The sequence below is a fragment of the Vreelandella sp. ssv genome (genome assembly GCF_059448525.1).
The window spans coordinates 1,451,049-1,467,277 of the sequence record NZ_CM182545.1 but is presented as its reverse complement, the minus strand read 5'-3'; the positions used below and the strand labels follow the sequence as shown (position 1 = coordinate 1,467,277).

The 16,229-nt window shown below is 55.6% G+C and carries 13 protein-coding genes and 1 riboswitch; all 13 genes read left to right on the top strand.

What is annotated here, in order from left to right; genetic code table 11:
- The first annotated feature begins 193 nt into the window (after nt 1-193).
- Nucleotides 194-315: riboswitch (guanidine-I (ykkC/yxkD leader) on the top strand.
- Between the two features lie 57 nt (nt 316-372).
- The 13 genes from AC5TBW_RS06685 to AC5TBW_RS06625 all read left to right on the top strand — a co-directional run bounded on the left by AC5TBW_RS06685 (nt 373) and on the right by AC5TBW_RS06625 (nt 16,193).
- The gene (locus tag AC5TBW_RS06685; RefSeq protein WP_495511315.1) at nt 373-1,449 is read left to right on the top strand and encodes a putative urea ABC transporter substrate-binding protein; all 1,077 of its coding nucleotides are present in this window, start codon (nt 373-375) and stop codon (nt 1,447-1,449) included.
- A gap of 76 nt (nt 1,450-1,525) precedes the next feature.
- Nucleotides 1,526-2,353 (top strand): ABC transporter permease, encoded by an 828-nt coding sequence (locus tag AC5TBW_RS06680; RefSeq protein WP_495511314.1) that lies wholly within the window; start codon nt 1,526-1,528, stop codon nt 2,351-2,353.
- A complete protein-coding gene (locus AC5TBW_RS06675; RefSeq protein WP_495511313.1) occupies nt 2,350-3,144 on the top strand; it encodes an ABC transporter ATP-binding protein in 795 nt (264 codons plus the stop codon). The genes AC5TBW_RS06680 and AC5TBW_RS06675 overlap by 4 nt, the downstream gene beginning before the upstream one ends.
- Entirely contained in the window at nt 3,141-3,863 is a 723-nt protein-coding gene (locus AC5TBW_RS06670; protein WP_495511312.1) for an urea amidolyase associated protein UAAP1, read from the top strand. Before AC5TBW_RS06675 ends, AC5TBW_RS06670 begins: the two co-directional genes overlap by 4 nt.
- 15 nt (nt 3,864-3,878) lie before the next feature.
- Nucleotides 3,879-4,517 carry an urea amidolyase associated protein UAAP2 gene (locus AC5TBW_RS06665; protein ID WP_495511311.1) on the top strand — a complete coding sequence of 213 codons (639 nt, stop codon included), beginning with the start codon at nt 3,879-3,881 and terminating at the stop codon, nt 4,515-4,517.
- A gap of 196 nt (nt 4,518-4,713) precedes the next feature.
- Nucleotides 4,714-8,343: an urea carboxylase gene (gene uca / locus AC5TBW_RS06660; RefSeq protein ID WP_495511310.1), complete on the top strand. Its 3,630-nt coding sequence runs from the start codon at nt 4,714-4,716 to the stop codon at nt 8,341-8,343.
- A complete protein-coding gene (locus AC5TBW_RS06655; RefSeq protein WP_495511309.1) occupies nt 8,340-9,401 on the top strand; it encodes an isopenicillin N synthase family dioxygenase in 1,062 nt (353 codons plus the stop codon). The genes uca and AC5TBW_RS06655 overlap by 4 nt, the downstream gene beginning before the upstream one ends.
- Nucleotides 9,401-10,096 (top strand): hypothetical protein, encoded by a 696-nt coding sequence (locus AC5TBW_RS06650; RefSeq protein ID WP_495511308.1) that lies wholly within the window; start codon nt 9,401-9,403, stop codon nt 10,094-10,096. The genes AC5TBW_RS06655 and AC5TBW_RS06650 overlap by 1 nt, the downstream gene beginning before the upstream one ends.
- 195 nt (nt 10,097-10,291) lie before the next feature.
- Nucleotides 10,292-11,905, top strand: a complete 1,614-nt coding sequence (locus AC5TBW_RS06645; RefSeq protein ID WP_495511307.1) for an ABC transporter substrate-binding protein — start codon at nt 10,292-10,294, stop codon at nt 11,903-11,905.
- Nucleotides 11,906-11,914: 9 nt separating this feature from the next.
- Nucleotides 11,915-12,943 carry an ABC transporter permease gene (locus AC5TBW_RS06640; RefSeq protein WP_495511306.1) on the top strand — a complete coding sequence of 343 codons (1,029 nt, stop codon included), beginning with the start codon at nt 11,915-11,917 and terminating at the stop codon, nt 12,941-12,943.
- A gap of 4 nt (nt 12,944-12,947) precedes the next feature.
- Nucleotides 12,948-13,835, top strand: a complete 888-nt coding sequence (locus tag AC5TBW_RS06635; protein WP_495511305.1) for an ABC transporter permease — start codon at nt 12,948-12,950, stop codon at nt 13,833-13,835.
- A 10-nt stretch (nt 13,836-13,845) separates the two neighbouring features.
- A complete protein-coding gene (locus AC5TBW_RS06630) occupies nt 13,846-15,513 on the top strand; it encodes a dipeptide ABC transporter ATP-binding protein (protein WP_495511304.1) in 1,668 nt (555 codons plus the stop codon).
- On the top strand, nt 15,510-16,193 hold the full coding sequence (locus AC5TBW_RS06625) for a GntR family transcriptional regulator (RefSeq protein ID WP_495511303.1): 684 nt from the start codon (nt 15,510-15,512) through the stop codon (nt 16,191-16,193). The genes AC5TBW_RS06630 and AC5TBW_RS06625 overlap by 4 nt, the downstream gene beginning before the upstream one ends.
- Nucleotides 16,194-16,229 lie beyond the last annotated feature (36 nt).

Genomic DNA, 16,229 nt, shown 5'->3' with positions numbered 1-16,229 from the left:
CAACAGTGCATAGTGATCGTCATCCGCACTATCACAATGCAATCAATGGTTAACCGTCATGCCGCCCGTCAGGGTTCAAACTCAGCAAGCAGCTAAAAACAAACGCATTTTTTAAATCGGGCCAATATTTTGCTCTATGGATAAGGGTTACACACGGGGTATCGGCCGCTTACGCTGCCAGACAATTTAGTTTCCAATAGATCGCTAGGGTTCCGACACCATCAACGTATAACCCCTGATGGGTGTGGCTGGTCCGAGAGCAATCGACCTAACGCAAGGCGGTAGGTTACACGGCGGGATAAAAGCCCGGGAGGATAAGGTGCAGAAATGCGCCGATGCCCCCGAGTTTTCTCTTAGCCGCTGGAGGCTGCCATGACCCGTGCCAACCGTATCGCCCTGAAAAGCATTTCACTCGCTCCGCTATCTGCCGCGCTACTGGCATCCACTCTTGCCATCACGCCTGCTCAGGCACAAGAACGCGATGAGTTCAGCGTTTGCTGGTCGATTTATGCTGGCTGGATGCCCTGGGCCTACGCCGATGTTGAAGGCGTAGTCGATAAATGGGCCGACGAGTACGGTATCAGCATCGATGTAGTGCAGGTAAATGACTATATCGAGTCGATTAATCAGTTCACCTCGGGCAACGTTGACGGCTGCGCCATGACCAATATGGACGCATTGACGATCCCTTCCGCTAGTGGCGTGGATTCTACCGCGCTGATTATTAACGACTACTCCAACGGTAACGACGGCATCGTGCTCAAAGGCAGCGACGATCTTGCCGATATTGCCGGCCGTCAGGTCAATCTTGTTCAATTTAGCGTTTCCCACTACTTCTTGGCTCGCGCCCTGGAGAGCGTCGGCTTAACCGAACGCGACATCGAAACCGTCAACACTTCCGATGCGGATATTGTTGGCCTGTTCTCGAGCGATACGACCGAAGCCGTGGCTGCCTGGAATCCGCAATTAAGCGCCATCGCGGAAATGCCTGATAGCAACGTGGTCTACACCTCAGCAGAAATCCCTGGTGAAATTCTCGACATGATGGTCGTTAACACCCAAACCCTGGCGGAAAACCCAGAGCTTGGCCATGCCCTGGTAGGCGCTTGGTACGAAATCATGGGGCTGGTCGAAGCAGACGATGAGAATGCGCTGACCATTATGGCCGATGCAGCAGGTACCGACCTGGAAGGCTATCGCGCTCAGTTAGAGGCCACCTACCTCTACACCGACCCGGCAGAAGCCATTGAGTTAATGGAAAGCCCCGAGCTGCTCGAAACAATGGAACGAGTCGCCGAGTTCAGCTTTACCCATGGCCTGCTTGGCGATATGGCGCCCAATGCTGGTGTGGTAGGTATTGAAACGCCCAATGGCGTGTTTGGCGATGAGAGCAATGTACAGCTGCGCTTCGATCCAAGCTTTACTCAAGCTTACCTCGACGCTCAGTAACGAGTTCCTCCGACATTAGCGCGATGGGAGTGGCGCCTGCCACTCCCTCTGCTCTCACCTTCTGTGGACAACCGCCATGAAGCGATTAATTAACTTAGCGCCCTCTCAGGGCGGCCGCTGGCTCTTGGGTCTGCTGCCTTTTTTGCTACTGGCGATGCTCTATATGAGCCTCTCTAACGCACGATTGGCGGAAAACCCTAACGATCGCCTCCTGCCTACACCCTCGACCATGGCTAGCTCGTTTTACCACTTGGCTACCGCCGAGAACGTTCGCACGGGCGAGGTTGTGCTATGGACAGACACCTTTGCAAGTCTGGAGCGCATCGTAATTGGGGTAGGTATTAGTGCTCTGATAGGTCTAGTGGTAGGGATTGTAAGTGGCGGCATCCCGATTATTCGCGCCAAGCTCTCGCCACTGGTAACGGTGGCCTCGCTTATTCCACCGATGGCGATACTGCCGATTCTGTTTATCGCTTTTGGCACGGGTGAAGCCGCCAAAATTGCACTGATTGTAATTGGCGTAACCCCGTTTCTTATTCGTGACCTCCAAGGCCATGCTCTGCGACTCCCCGATGAGCAACTGATCAAAGCACAAACCTTAGGCGCCAGCTCCTGGCAGGTTTTGTTAAGAGTGCTACTGCCACAGTTAACGCCACGACTATTAAATGCCACCCGCTTGGCGCTGGGCACCGCGTGGTTGTTTTTGATTGCCGCCGAAGCCATTGCCGCTCAGGAAGGGCTTGGCTACCGCATTTTTCTGGTGCGCCGTTATCTATCCATGGACGTCATTCTGCCCTATGTGGCCTGGATTACCCTGCTGGCGTTCCTGCTTGACCAGCTGTTGGCCTGGGTGTCGCGGCTGGCATTCCCTTGGTACCACTCAGGCGAAGGAGATAACCCATGAGCCTGCTGGCGGCCAAACGGTTAGAGAAGCACTACGGCCATCATGTGGTGCTCGAAAATCTTAACTTTAGCGTTGAACCTGGGGAGTTTGTCACCTTAGTGGGCGCCTCAGGCTGCGGTAAAACCACTTTTCTGAAAATGCTGTTAGGCACCGAAGTCATCTCACGGGGTAGCTTAACCCTGGATGATCAGCCCATTCCCAATGAACCGGGGCCTGACCGCGGCGTGGTGTTCCAGAAGTATTCCGTATTCCCCCACTTAACCGTGCTTGGCAACGTGATGATTGCCGATGAGCTACACAGCTCCAAGCTACTGGGCAAGAGCTTCGGTGCCGCCAAACGCCGTGCGATAGAAAAGGCCCGCGCCCGCATTGGCGAAGTGGGCCTGAGCCATGCGCTTAACAAGTACCCTCACGAGCTCTCCGGTGGCATGCAACAACGCTTAGCCATCGCCCAGGCGCTGATGATGCGGCCGCGTATTTTACTCCTCGATGAGCCTTTCGGCGCGCTAGACCCAGGCATTCGCCAGGACATGCATGTGCTGATTAATCGTCTTTGGCAAGAGCAGCAGCTGACGATCTTTATGATCACCCACGATCTTAAAGAAGCCTTTGAGCTGGGCACGCGACTATGGGTATTCGATAAAACCCGCCACGATCCACAGGCCCCAGAAGCGTTTGGGGCCACGATCACCTACGACCTACCTATCTCCCGAGACCGCCCCTCCACAGCCCTCAAAGAAGCGCTTAGCCAAGGCGGCTTGAAAACTCATACCCAGGAGACGCTGCTATGAATAGCGAACCCGCTTACATCACCCATTTACCCGGCGGCCACCACTGGTCGCTGCGCCTGCGCCGAGGCACCACGCTCACCCTGACCGCCAAAGAAGCCGACAGCAATGTGGGGCTTCTTTGCTACAACCCGGAAAACCTGTTGGAACGCTTAAACCTGCCGGATACCTTAAAGTGCCAGCACACCTTTAAGCTTACCCAAGGCCACTGCCTTTACTCGGATATGGGGCGTATTTTTGCCTCTATCACTCATGACGACCTTGGCTGGCATGACAGCGTTGGCGGCAACTTGATGCCCCACCACCTAGTTAAAAAAGGCTGGCAACCGGTCGGCTACCAGCAGGCTCACAACGACTGGACACGCACCGGCTTCGACGCCTTTTTGGTGGAGCTGGCCAAGTATGGCCTCGGTCGTCGCGATATGGCCGCCAACCTAAATCTTTTCACCCGGGTAGAGAGCGACGATGAGGGTAAGCTGAGTTATGTGAACGACCACTGCCAGCCCGGCCAGCGTGTCACGCTGCGCTTTGAGATGGACACACTCGTCTTACTTCACACCTGCCCTCACCCGCTGGACCCCAGCGTAGAGTACCCCCGTCGCGGCGTGGACATTGCCCTCGGCACCGCCGAACCAATGACAGAAGACGACCCCTGCTACCTTTCGCGGCCAGAAAACGCTCGTGGCTTCGCCAACAATCGCCTTTACCACCTCGGCCTATAAGGGGGAACGAACACCATGATTATTGAAAGTAGCCTACGCCCCGAAAATGCCTTGAGCCGCACCACGGTCAATGCGGGCGATCATTACATTGGCACCGTCAAACGCGGCCAAACCCTGCGCATTCTCGATTTAGAAGGAAATCAGGCCGCCGATACGCTGTTCTTCAGCGCCGACGATACCGCCGAGCGCTACAGCGCCATGGATACGGTACGCGAGCAAGGCGCGGTTTATCTCACCGCTGGCACCACGCTGATGTCTAGCGAGGGCCGCGCCATGCTGACCATTACCGCCGACACCTGCGGCCGCCACGACACGCTGGGCGGCGCCTGCGCCAGCGAAAGCAACACCGTGCGCTACGACTTGGAAAAACGCCATATGCACTCCTGCAGAGATAACTGGATGCAGGCCATCGCCAACTTTCCAGAATTTGGCCTTACCAAGCGCGATATCACCCACAACATCAATTTTTTTATGAACGTGCCAGTCACCGCCGACGGCGGGCTGACGTTTGAGGACGGTATTTCCGCGCCGGGCAAATATGTGGAGATGGTCGCCGAGATGGATGTGATCGTGCTGGTCTCCAACTGCCCCCAGCTCAACAACCCCTGCAACGGCTACAACCCCACGCCCATCGAGCTGCTGGTTTGGAGCTGATATGAGAATAGGCGCTGTTCAAGTCAGGAGAGTAAGCGAAACGTCTTTTTCAGGGATGAAAAAGCCGAGCGCCCATGGATGGGTTCACAGCGTTTTCGCATCTCTTCTGACTTGGCCACAGCACTAAACCCCTGGGGACGACCCCAAGAGGTTGATTCTTCTGCGGGACGACCCGCCTTAGTTTGCAGGCAGTGCCATGTCCATCAATAAAACGTTTCGCAAAGTTCTGATTGCCAATCGCGGTGCCATTGCCGCACGTATTTTACGCACGCTTAAAGCCCTCGGCGTGGGCAGCGTGGTGGTTTACGCCGATGCGGATCGCGATGCGCCTTATGTTCACCAAGCCGATGAGGCCTATCCGCTAGGTGAAGGCGGTGCCAGCGATACCTATCTCAATATCGACAAGCTCATCACCATTGCCAAACAGAGCGGCGCCCAGGGGATCCACCCCGGCTACGGCTTCTTGTCTGAAAATACCCGTTTTATCGCTGCCTGCGACGCTGCGGGGCTGACCTTTTTAGGCCCCACCGTCGAACAGATTCAACAGTTTGGCCTGAAGCACAAAGCGCGTGCCCTCGCCAAGCAAGCCGGTGTACCCCTAGTGCCTGGTTCCGAGCTTCTTGCCAGCGTTGATGAAGCCAGCATCAGCGCCGAGCAGATTGGCTACCCGGTCATGCTTAAGTCCACCGCAGGCGGTGGCGGTATCGGCATGCAGGTATGCCAAACGCCTGCTGAGCTTGAGCGTGCCTTTGACTCGGTAAAAGGGCTGGGTGAGCGCAACTTCGGCGATGGCGGCGTGTTTCTGGAAGCTTATATCGCCCGCGCCCGCCACTTGGAAGTGCAGCTTTTTGGCGACGGTCAGGGCAATGTGGTGGCGCTCGGCGAGCGCGACTGCTCAACACAGCGCCGCCACCAAAAAGTGCTCGAAGAGTGCCCGGCACCTAATCTGCCGGATCACGTTCGCCAGGCCCTGCACGAAACCGCCGTTCAGTTGGGCAAAGCAGTTAACTACCGCAGCGCCGGGACCGTTGAGTTTATTTACGATACCCAGCGTCAAGCGTTCTATTTTCTTGAAGTGAATACTCGGTTGCAAGTTGAGCACGGCGTCACCGAGATGGTGTATGGCATTGATATCGTCGAGTGGATGGTGCGCCTTGGCGCAGGCGAACTGCCCGCCCTTGAATCACTAACAAAAGATCTTATCCCCAGCGGCCACGCGGTGCAGGCGCGCCTTTATGCCGAAGACCCCGCTCACGACTTTCGACCCAGTGCGGGCTTGCTCACAGAAGTCAATTTTCCGAAGGCTGACGGCCTGCGCATCGATCATGCCATTGAAGCCGGGTTGGAAATATCAGCACTGTTCGACCCCATGCTGGCCAAAGTGATTGTTCACGCTGCAAGCCGCGACGCTGCGATTGGACAGTTAGCGGACACGCTGGATAACGCCAGCGTTTACGGCATTACCACCAATCGCGCTTGGCTTGCCCATGTGCTGCGTGCGGAACGTTTTCGCGACGCAGACCTAGACACTCACTGGCTTACTACGTTGGCATGGGCACCGCCTGCCATTGAGGTGATCGCCCCCGGCACGATGACGACGATACAAGACTTCCCCGGCCGTCAGGGCCACTGGGATGTGGGCGTGCCGCCTTCCGGGCCATTTGATGACTGGTCGTTTCGCCTGGGTAACCGCCTGCTCGATAACCCCGACGATGCCGCTGGGCTTGAAATCACCCTGACAGGTCCGACGCTACACTTTCACCGCGCCACGCAAATTGTACTGGCGGGAGCCGAGCTCCCTGCAACGCTGGATGGAAAAGCGGTAGCCTTCTGGCGCGTGCTGGATATAGCGGCGGGCGCAACCGTGACCCTAGGCAAGGTTACTGCGGGTGCTCGCGCCTATCTATTGGTGCGTGGGGGTATCGAGTGCCCGCGTTATTTAGGCTCGCGCAGCACCTTCACCCTGGGCCAGTTTGGCGGTCACAGCGGCCGTGCGCTGCGCAGCGGCGATATGCTCGATTTGCCGGCGCTTGCCGCGACTTCACCCGCTCAATTGGGCGATGCATTAAGACCCACTTTCGGCCATCAAGACGGCGGCAAAACCTGGCAGGTGGCCGTGCTTTACGGCCCCCACGGCGCACCAGACTTTTTTACCGATGACGATATCGAGCGCTTTTTTGACCACGAGTGGGAAGTCCACTACAACTCCAGCCGCACCGGCGTCAGGCTGATTGGCCCACGACCGGAGTGGGCACGGGCCGACGGCGGTGAGGCGGGACTGCACCCCTCCAATATCCACGATAACGCCTACGCCTTCGGCACTATCGACTTTACCGGCGACATGCCGGTCATCCTTGGCCCCGATGGGCCTTCACTAGGCGGCTTTGTCTGTCCCGCCACCGTAGTGCGCGCCGAGCGCTGGAAACTGGGGCAGCTCGCCGCGGGCGACAAACTACGTTTTGTACCGGTCAGCCTTGCCACCGCTCGCACGCTGGAAGAGCAGCAGCTCACCCAGTTGGCGTCTCTCACAGCGGTGCACACCGAAGAAATTAAGCCAGCGCGCGACACGCCTATTGTCCGCGACGTATCCGCCAAGCAAGCCGGTGAGCGCATTGTTTACCGACGCGCCGGAGATGATTTCTTGCTGATTGAGTTCGGCGCGATGGAACTGGATATCGCGTTACGCTTTCGCGTACACGCCTGGATGCTATGGCTACAAGAACATTCTCTATCAGGATTGCGGGAATTAACCCCAGGTATTCGCTCTATTCAAGTTCACTACGAGCCGCGCGAACTGAGCCTCGATGCACTTTTAAAGCATCTGCAAACAGCTGAACATGCGCTGATTGACGTGGAATCGCTGGAAGTCGAGTCTCGCGTGGTACATCTACCGCTCTCCTGGGACGACCCCGCCTGCCAAGAAGCGATTGACAAATACCAGCGCAGCGTACGCCCCGATGCGCCCTGGTGCCCTAGCAACCTCGACTTTATTCGCCGCATTAACGCTCTGGAAACCGAGCGGCAAGTGCGCGATATCGTCTTCGATGCCCGCTATCTGGTCATGGGGCTAGGCGACGTTTATCTAGGCGCCCCAGTCGCCACGCCGTTGGACCCGCGCCAGCGTTTAGTCACCACAAAATACAACCCCGCGCGCACCTGGACAGCGGAAAACTCCGTGGGCATTGGTGGCGCTTACCTGTGCGTTTACGGCATGGAAGGCCCCGGCGGCTACCAGTTTGTCGGCCGCACCCTACAAATGTGGAACCGCTACCGCACCACGGCGCACTTTGAGAACCCCTGGCTGCTGCGCTTTTTTGATCAGCTGCGCTTTCATAACGTCAGTCATGAAGAACTTGAGCAAATACGCCGCGACTTCCCCCACGGTCGATATGACTTATCCATCGAAACCACTCGCTTTCGCTTGGCGGACTATCAAGCCGACATTGATAAGAACGCCAACGCCATTAACGCTTTCCGCACCAAGCGCGAAGCCGCTTTTCAAGCGGAAATGGCCGCTTGGCGGGCCAACGGTCAGTTCACCTTTGAGGATCAAGCGCCGGAAAGCATTGAAGTCACGGCACTCAATGAAGGCGAGCTAGGCATCGAAAGCCCCGTCACTGGTAGCCTGTGGAAGTTACTGGTGGAAGAAGGTGATCAGGTAACGGCTGGCCAGCCAGTAGCCCTGGTGGAGTCGATGAAAATGGAAGTTGAGATCACCGCGCACTGTGCGGGCCGCATTGTTCGTCTACCCCTTTCTGAGGGCGCTTCCATCGCGCCAGGGCAACCGCTTGTGGTGCTCACCAGTGAAAAGGAGGTAAACGCATGAGCCAGAGCAACGCCGATCAGCGCTTAGCTGACTTTCAGGAAATACCCGTTATCGACATTAGCGGTTTACTCCATGGTGATGCAGCTGCGCGACAAGCGGTTGCTGATACCCTGGGTCGTGCCGCGCGGGAAGTGGGTTTCTTTCAAATGGTCGGCCACGGAATTGATCACCCGCTTCGCGAGGGGTTAATTACCCAAGCCAAGCGCTTCTTTGCTCAGCCGGAAGCCACCAAAATGGAACGCTACATCGGCCTATACCATCATCACCGCGGCTATGTTCCTCCTGGTGAAGAGTCGCCAGACCCCACAAAGCCGGATATGAAAGAGGCGTTTGATCTTGCCTTTGAACTGCCGAGTGACGACCCAGAAGTATTAGCGGGTACGCCACTCCTCGGGCCCAACCCCTGGCCCGATCTTGACGGTTTTCGCGAGCCGGTTGCCGCTTACTATGATGCCGCTTACCAAGTGGGCCGCGCACTCATGGGCGGCTTTGCACTAGCGTTAGGTCTTGAAGAGCAGCAGCTACTACGCCACGTCAACAAGCCCCCCAGCCAGCTGCGATTGATTCACTACCCGTATAACCCTGAGGCGAAAGATGCCCAAGGCATCGGCGCGCATACCGACTACGAGTGCTTTACCCTGCTACTCCCCACAGCACCAGGACTTGAAGTGATGAACGGTGCGGGCGAATGGATTGATGTGCCGTATCAAGAGGATGCATTAGTCGTCAATATTGGCGATATATTGGAAATTTGGAGCAACGGCGAGTTTGTGGCGACCTCCCACCGGGTGCGCAAAGTGAAGGAAGAGCGCTACTCTTTTCCACTATTTTTCGCCTGCGATTATCATACCGAAGTCGCGCCACTGCCGGAACTGGTGACCCGCCACGGCCAAGCGTATTACCCACCTCTTAAAGCGGGGGATCACCTTTACGCGCAAACGATTCAAACTTTTAACTACTTGCGAGAACGGCTAGCAAGGGGCGAGATTTCGCTGCCCGATGGTGCCCGCGAAGTGGGCAGCCTGGGGCAGCACGGCAAGCATAAGGAAAACCCATAATGAGCATTTCCCTGCCCAGCACTCCCCGCGAATATCGTGGGGTATGGCGGCGAACGCTTTACGCCGAACCTGCTAATGAGCCTTATCAGAAGTCCAACACCACTATTCAGGTTTATTGGCTACAGGGCAAGCATTGGCATGCCGACCTGCGCCTGCCTGCAGACTCGCCTGACTTTATCGGCATAACCGATTTAAACAACTGCAGCCGAACTCAGCTTGAGTGGCTGGCGGGACTCACGGCTTTTGCAGGGATTACCCACATCGAAAGTGAGCTATGCACTTGGCATCGCTATCAGGATCTTTGCCCCAGCTTGGAACGAGATGTGGGCCTACTGCGCTGGATCGACGGCAAGGTTTTAGAAGAGCGCCACCCTAACGGGCGCTATGTCGAACACTGGGTCGAACATAGGACTGAGCACTGCCAGCGGCATGCCAATGATGCCGCTGAAGAAGTGCTTCAAATAGATGAGCAGGGCCAACTGCGCTGGCTGCAAATCGGCGACCACGCTATGGCAATCACCCCACGCCCTTGGTCAGATAATACAGACGCCCTGTTTGCCCCAATCAGCAGCTTAACTGACAGCGATCTTCGCTGGCGCGCCAGCTTATGTTTTGACTACTTAGAGCGAAGCCGAGACGGTTGGCGAGTAGTGCTATCTACCCAGCCCTGGCGAAAGGGAGAATACGTAAAATAAGGACGGCCCAAAACAGCGCAAAGTGCATACACTTTGCGCTGTTTTATCGCATCAGCACCTTAATAATTTCTTTTGAACATCTTTTCAAAATTAAAAAGCTATTGTTTTATAAATAAAAAAACTAAAAATCGTCACATCATGGCCCCTAAAGTGCATACACATTGGAAACTATCGATGCCCTTGTGAGGATCAACCATGAACCGTCGCGACTTCCTAAAAAGTACTTCCGCCTTAACCCTAGGCGCTGCTGTTCTCCCCTTTCTCAAAGTGCTTCCCGCCATGGCCAGCGCCAATGAAACGCTGGTGGTGGTGATGGGTAGTACGATTAACAGCCTCGACATCCACCGCAGCGGCACCAATCGTCCCAGCTATCAAGTTGCGGTGAACTGCTATGACCGCCTGATGACGTTTGGAACCAAAACGCTGGAAGATGGCTCGCTAAGCTACGACTATGACAACCTAAAAGGCGAGTTGGCTGAGAGCTGGGAAGTCTCTGAAGATGGACGAACGTTAACGTTCTACTTGCGTGAAGCGAGTTTCTGGGATGGCCGTGCGGTGACCGCGCAAGACGTTAAATGGTCGTTTGACCGCTCTGTCACCCTGGGCGGTTTTCCGACCACACAGATGGCCGCAGGCTCAATGACAAGCCCTGAGCAGTTTGAAGCAGTCGATGAGCGCACCTTCCGTATCCATTTACCCCACGCCTCAAAACTAACGCTTCCTAACCTCACCACGCCAATCGCTATCGTTATTAACTCACAGCTGGCGTTAGAAAATGCCACTGACGACGATCCTTGGGCGACCGAGTATCTGCACCGCACCCCGGCTGGCTCCGGCGCTTTCCAAATCGAGCGCTGGGAACCTGGTCAGCAGTTGGTTTACCGTCGCAATGCAGATTGGGCCAGCGGTGAACTGCCTGGGGCAGAGCGCGTCATTTTGCGAGAAGTGCCTTCTACGTCAACCCGCCGTGCGTTGCTTGAACGGGGTGATGCACACTTGTCACAAGACGTGCCCCCTCGCGATGCCATGGAACTGGACGCTCAATCCAACGTGAAAGTGGTTAGCACGCCGATTGAGAACTGCCTGCATGTGCTTTGCCCTAACTTAACGTTTGAGCCTTTCCAGGATGTCCGCGTGCGCCAAGCCATTGCCTGGGCCATTCCCTATGAAGCCATTATGCAAAATGCGGCTTATGGCCGTGGGGTGCCTATGTGGGGAGGGGAAAGCGAGACACCCACCGATATTGCGTGGCCTCAACCCTTTCCTTACAGCAACAATCTTGAACGTGCTCGGGCGCTCATGGCCCAATCCGATTATGCAGACGGGTTTGAAGTACCTCTTTCGTTTGATTTAGGCCAGGCTGACTGGGCAGAACCTACCGCCCTGCTGATTCAAGAAGCACTTAAAGAGATCGGTATTACCGTGACGCTGGATCGCATTCCGGGTGCCAATTGGCGTACCCGTGCCCTGGTCGACAAGCAGTTGCCGTTGCACCTGGAGAACTTTGGCGGCTGGCTCAACACGCCCTGTTACTACTTTTTCTGGGCGTATATAGAAGGCAATCTGTTTAACTCATCAAATTACCACAGCGATGAGATCGCCCAACTGGTCGATGAAACACTCTTTATGGCCATGGATGATCCTGAGTACGCACCCAAAATTCGCCGGATGATCGAAATAGCCTTTGAAGATGTACCGCGTATTCCGCTCTATCAGCCCACGCTCAACGTCGCCATGCAGCCCAACATCTCAGGCTATGAGTTCTGGTATCACCGCCAGCTCGATAATCGCCCGCTGCGTATCAGTTAAGGAGTCAACATGGCCACTATGTCACGAACGCGCCTGATTGGCTGGCGAGTCGTTCAAGCGGTACCGGTGTTGATTGGTATTGTGGTTGTTTCGTTCCTACTTACCCGGGCGCTGCCCGGGGATCCCGCCGCGTACTTTGCCGGACCAGCCGCTAATGCCGAATCGATCCAGCAAATTCGCGTCAGCATGGGGCTAGATCGCCCACTACCGCTGCAGTTTATTAGCTATGTCCAAGACCTATTTCGGGGTGACTTGGGTACCGCCATCTCTACTGGACAGCCGGTGATACATGAGCTTACTACGCGCTTGCCTGCCTCATTAGAGCTCACCGGCTTTGCGCTGCTCTTATCGATGATCATTGCCTTACCGCTAGGCATTCTAGCCGCCACGCGTCCTAACACCTGGGTAGATCACTTATGTCGTGCCGTGGTGACCGCAGGGGTATCGCTGCCCACATTTTTCACAGGCTTAGCGCTGATTTACGTCTTTTATTATTTGCTCGGTTGGGCACCTTCGCCAATGGGTCGGTTAGATTTTTTGTACCTTTCACCTCCAAAGGTGACCGGTTTTTACGTGATTGACGCACTGATTGACCGCGACGTAGAGACCGCTTGGGCGACCCTATCGCAGCTTCTACTTCCCGCGATCACACTAGGGCTATTCACCCTTGCGCCTATCGCACGCATGACCCGCGCTGCCATGCTACAAACCCTGGAAAGTGAATTTATTCGTACTGCTCGTGCCGCCGGTTTACCGCGTCGAAAAGTACTTTTCACCTACGCCCTGCGCAACGCTATTTTGCCTGTGATTACAACGCTAGGCATGGTGTTCTCCTTCGCGCTGGGGGCCAACGTACTGGTAGAACAGGTTTTCTCATGGCCGGGCATCGGTTCCTATGCCGTTGAAGCGTTGGTGGTTTCGGACTACGCCTCGGTACAGGGATTTGTCCTCACCATGGCACTGCTGTTTGTCGCCCTTAATTTGTTGATAGATGTGGTCTACACCCTTGTAGACCCACGTCTAAATACGGAGGAGTAGCATTATGACCACATTAACCTCCGAGAACACCGCTCAAGAGAGCACACTGCGCCGTTTTATACGCCACCTGCTCTACGTAATGACCGACAACCCAGTCACCGCGATCGCTTTTACATTGTTTGTGCTGATAGTGATCGCTGCGCTATTCGGCCCCTGGCTGGTGCCCTATAACCCATTAGCCACCGATTCAAGCAGTACGCTACAAGCGCCCTCGTGGCAGCACTGGTTTGGCACTGACCACCTGGGGCGTGATGTGTTCTCACGGGTGGTGGTCGCTACTCGCCTCGATCTAATGATAGCGGTAACCGCCGTCGCAATCGCCTTTGTGGTTGGCTCAACCTTAGGCGCTATTGCCGGCTTTTATGGCGGCTGGACGGATCGTATTACCGGTCGCTTAATGGACACCATTATGGCCTTCCCGCTGTTTGTGCTGGCCATGGGGATTGTTGCGGCAGCGGGCAACACCATTGAAAACATCATCTATGCCACGGCGATTATTAACCTGCCTTTTTATGCCCGCATGGCGCGTACCGAAGTCGCTGTTCGCCGTCAGGCCGGGTACGTACAGGCCGCCCGCTTATCAGGCAATCGGGACTGGCGCATCTTAGCGTTCCAAATTTTTCCCAACTCACTTCCCCCCATGATGGTGCAAATTTCGCTCAACATGGGATGGGCGATTCTTAACGCTGCTGGGCTCTCGTTTATTGGTCTAGGCGTCAGCCCGCCCACTCCAGAGTGGGGCATCATGGTCGCTGAAGGTGCCAACTACATTGTTTCGGGCCAGTGGTGGCTTGCCGTATTCCCTGGGCTAGCCTTAATGCTGGCTGTTTTCACATTCAACTTGCTAGGCGACGGATTGCGCGATCTGGTTGATCCGCTGCGGCGTACCTGAGGAGCTCACTATGGCTATTCCGCTGCTCGATATTCGTGATTTAACGGTTGAGTTCGCTACCCGCAATGGCACCGTCACGGCAGTTAAAAAAGTCGATATCAGTATTAATAAAGGCGAGACGTTAGGCATCGTAGGTGAATCTGGCTCCGGAAAATCGGTGACCTCTTATGCTCTACTGCGCATTCTTGATCGTGCAGGACGTATCGCCGACGGCAGCATTGTATTTGGTGGCGTTGACGTGGGTGGCGCAGACGAACGCACCATGAGTGAGTTACGTGGGCGCGAAATGTCGATGATCTTTCAAAACCCTCGTGCCGCCCTTAACCCTATTCGCGCCGTTGGCCGACAGATTGAAGATGTAATGATTGAGCACGGCCTAGCCACGCGAGGGAATGCCCGCGGCAAAGCTATCAAAATGCTGCAAGCCGTGCGCATTCGTGAACCTGAACAGCGCTACCACGCCTACCCCTTTGAGCTATCAGGGGGTATGTGCCAGCGCATTGTGATTGCCATTGCGTTGGCCTGTCGCCCTCAGCTACTTATCGCTGACGAGCCCACTACGGGGCTTGATGTGACGACGCAAAAAGCGGTGATGGATTTGATCGTCGAGCTGGCCACCGAACGTCAAATGGCAACCCTGCTCATTACCCATGATCTGGGCTTAGCCGCCTGCTACTGCGATAGGATTGTGGTGATGGAAAAAGGCGAAATCGTAGAGGCCGCTTCGGTCGAAACGCTGTTTGCCGCCCCCCAGCACCCCTACACCCAACGTTTGATGCGCGCCACGCCCAGGCTCGACTCCCAGGTAGCTGATCTGCTACCCGTCGATGATAAACGGCGAGCAAGTTCCGAGCGCCAGCCCATTGGCTCGCCGCTGCTCGAAGTAGAGGATCTGGTTAAAGCCTTTGGCACGGCCACCAATGAAGTGCGAGCGGTGGATAAACTCAGTTTTACCCTACATGAGGGTGAAAGCCTTGGGCTTGTCGGTGAAAGCGGCTGCGGAAAATCAACCACCTCCGCGATGATCATGCGCCTGCTGGACCCGACTAGCGGTACGCTAAGGTTCGCCGGTAGCGACATTGCCGCCATTAGCGCGAAGCAGTTTGCTCATCATCCTCTTCGCAGCAAACTGCAAATGGTCTTTCAAGACCCGACGGACAGCCTTAACCCCCGCTGGAGCGCCCGGCGTTCAATAGAGGATCCTTTGCGTAGGCTTGACCAGGTCAACCGCCAGGAACTTAACGCACGAGTATCCGTGCTTGCTGAGCGTGTTGGGTTGCCTGCGCATCTATTAGATCGCTTTCCCCATCAGCTTTCCGGGGGGCAAAAGGCGCGGGTTGGCATTGCCCGAGCAATCGCCCTGGAACCCAAACTGCTGATACTTGATGAGCCCACCGCGGCACTGGATGTTTCCGTTCAGGCGGTGGTGCTGAATTTATTGGCGAGCCTGCGCGAGCAGCTCAATATGAGCTACCTCTTTATCAGTCACGATCTCAATGTCGTCCGATTGCTATGTGACCGTGTGATGGTGATGCAAGCAGGTAAAATCGTAGAGGAAGGCCCTACTGAGAAACTACTGGGCGAACCTAACCACGACTATACGCGAGCGCTACTCGCTGCGATTCCACATCCTCCCGCTCAATCCGCCTCTCGCCATCAACCAGAGGCTGCAGTATGAAAAACCAGACGGCCATGAGCCCAGCCAAGTTACGCGAAGGCACCACGGTCGATGACATGCTCAGCATCATCGCCGATGAGATTATCAGCGGTGACATTGCGCCAGATACCAAGTTGGATGCCCGGGTGATTGCTGAGCGCTTTGCCGTATCACGCACACCGGTACGCGAGATGTTTGGTCACCTTGCGGCCATGGGGCTGGTTGAAAAGCGCCCCAATCGTGGTGTAACGGTCACCAACATCACCGATGAATTGTTAATGGCGATGTACGAAGCGATGTCAGAACTGGAGGCCGCCTGCGCCCGCCTCTGTGCACTGCGAATGACACTTGAAGAGCGCCAAACCCTTCAGCGCCTTCATAAAGATGCCTTACGCATAGTGCGCGACGGCACCACCAGTGACTACGAAGCCTTTAACCATGCATTTCATACTCACCTATATGAAGGCAGTCATAGTCCTTACCTACGCGATTTAGCGCTAGCAACGCGAAGCCGGTTAAAACCCTTCCGCAAAGCACAGTTTCGTATGCCACAACGCCCCAGTCTCTCCTGGCAAGAGCACGATGCGATTGTCGCCGCCATCATGGAAGGCGATGGCGAGGCTGCCGCCCGTGCTACCCGTTCCCATGTTATGCAGGTCAGTATTAATACCCAGCACTACATTGATGAACACAGAATTTAAAAAACAGAATTGATGAAAACAGACACTAAGCAAGGA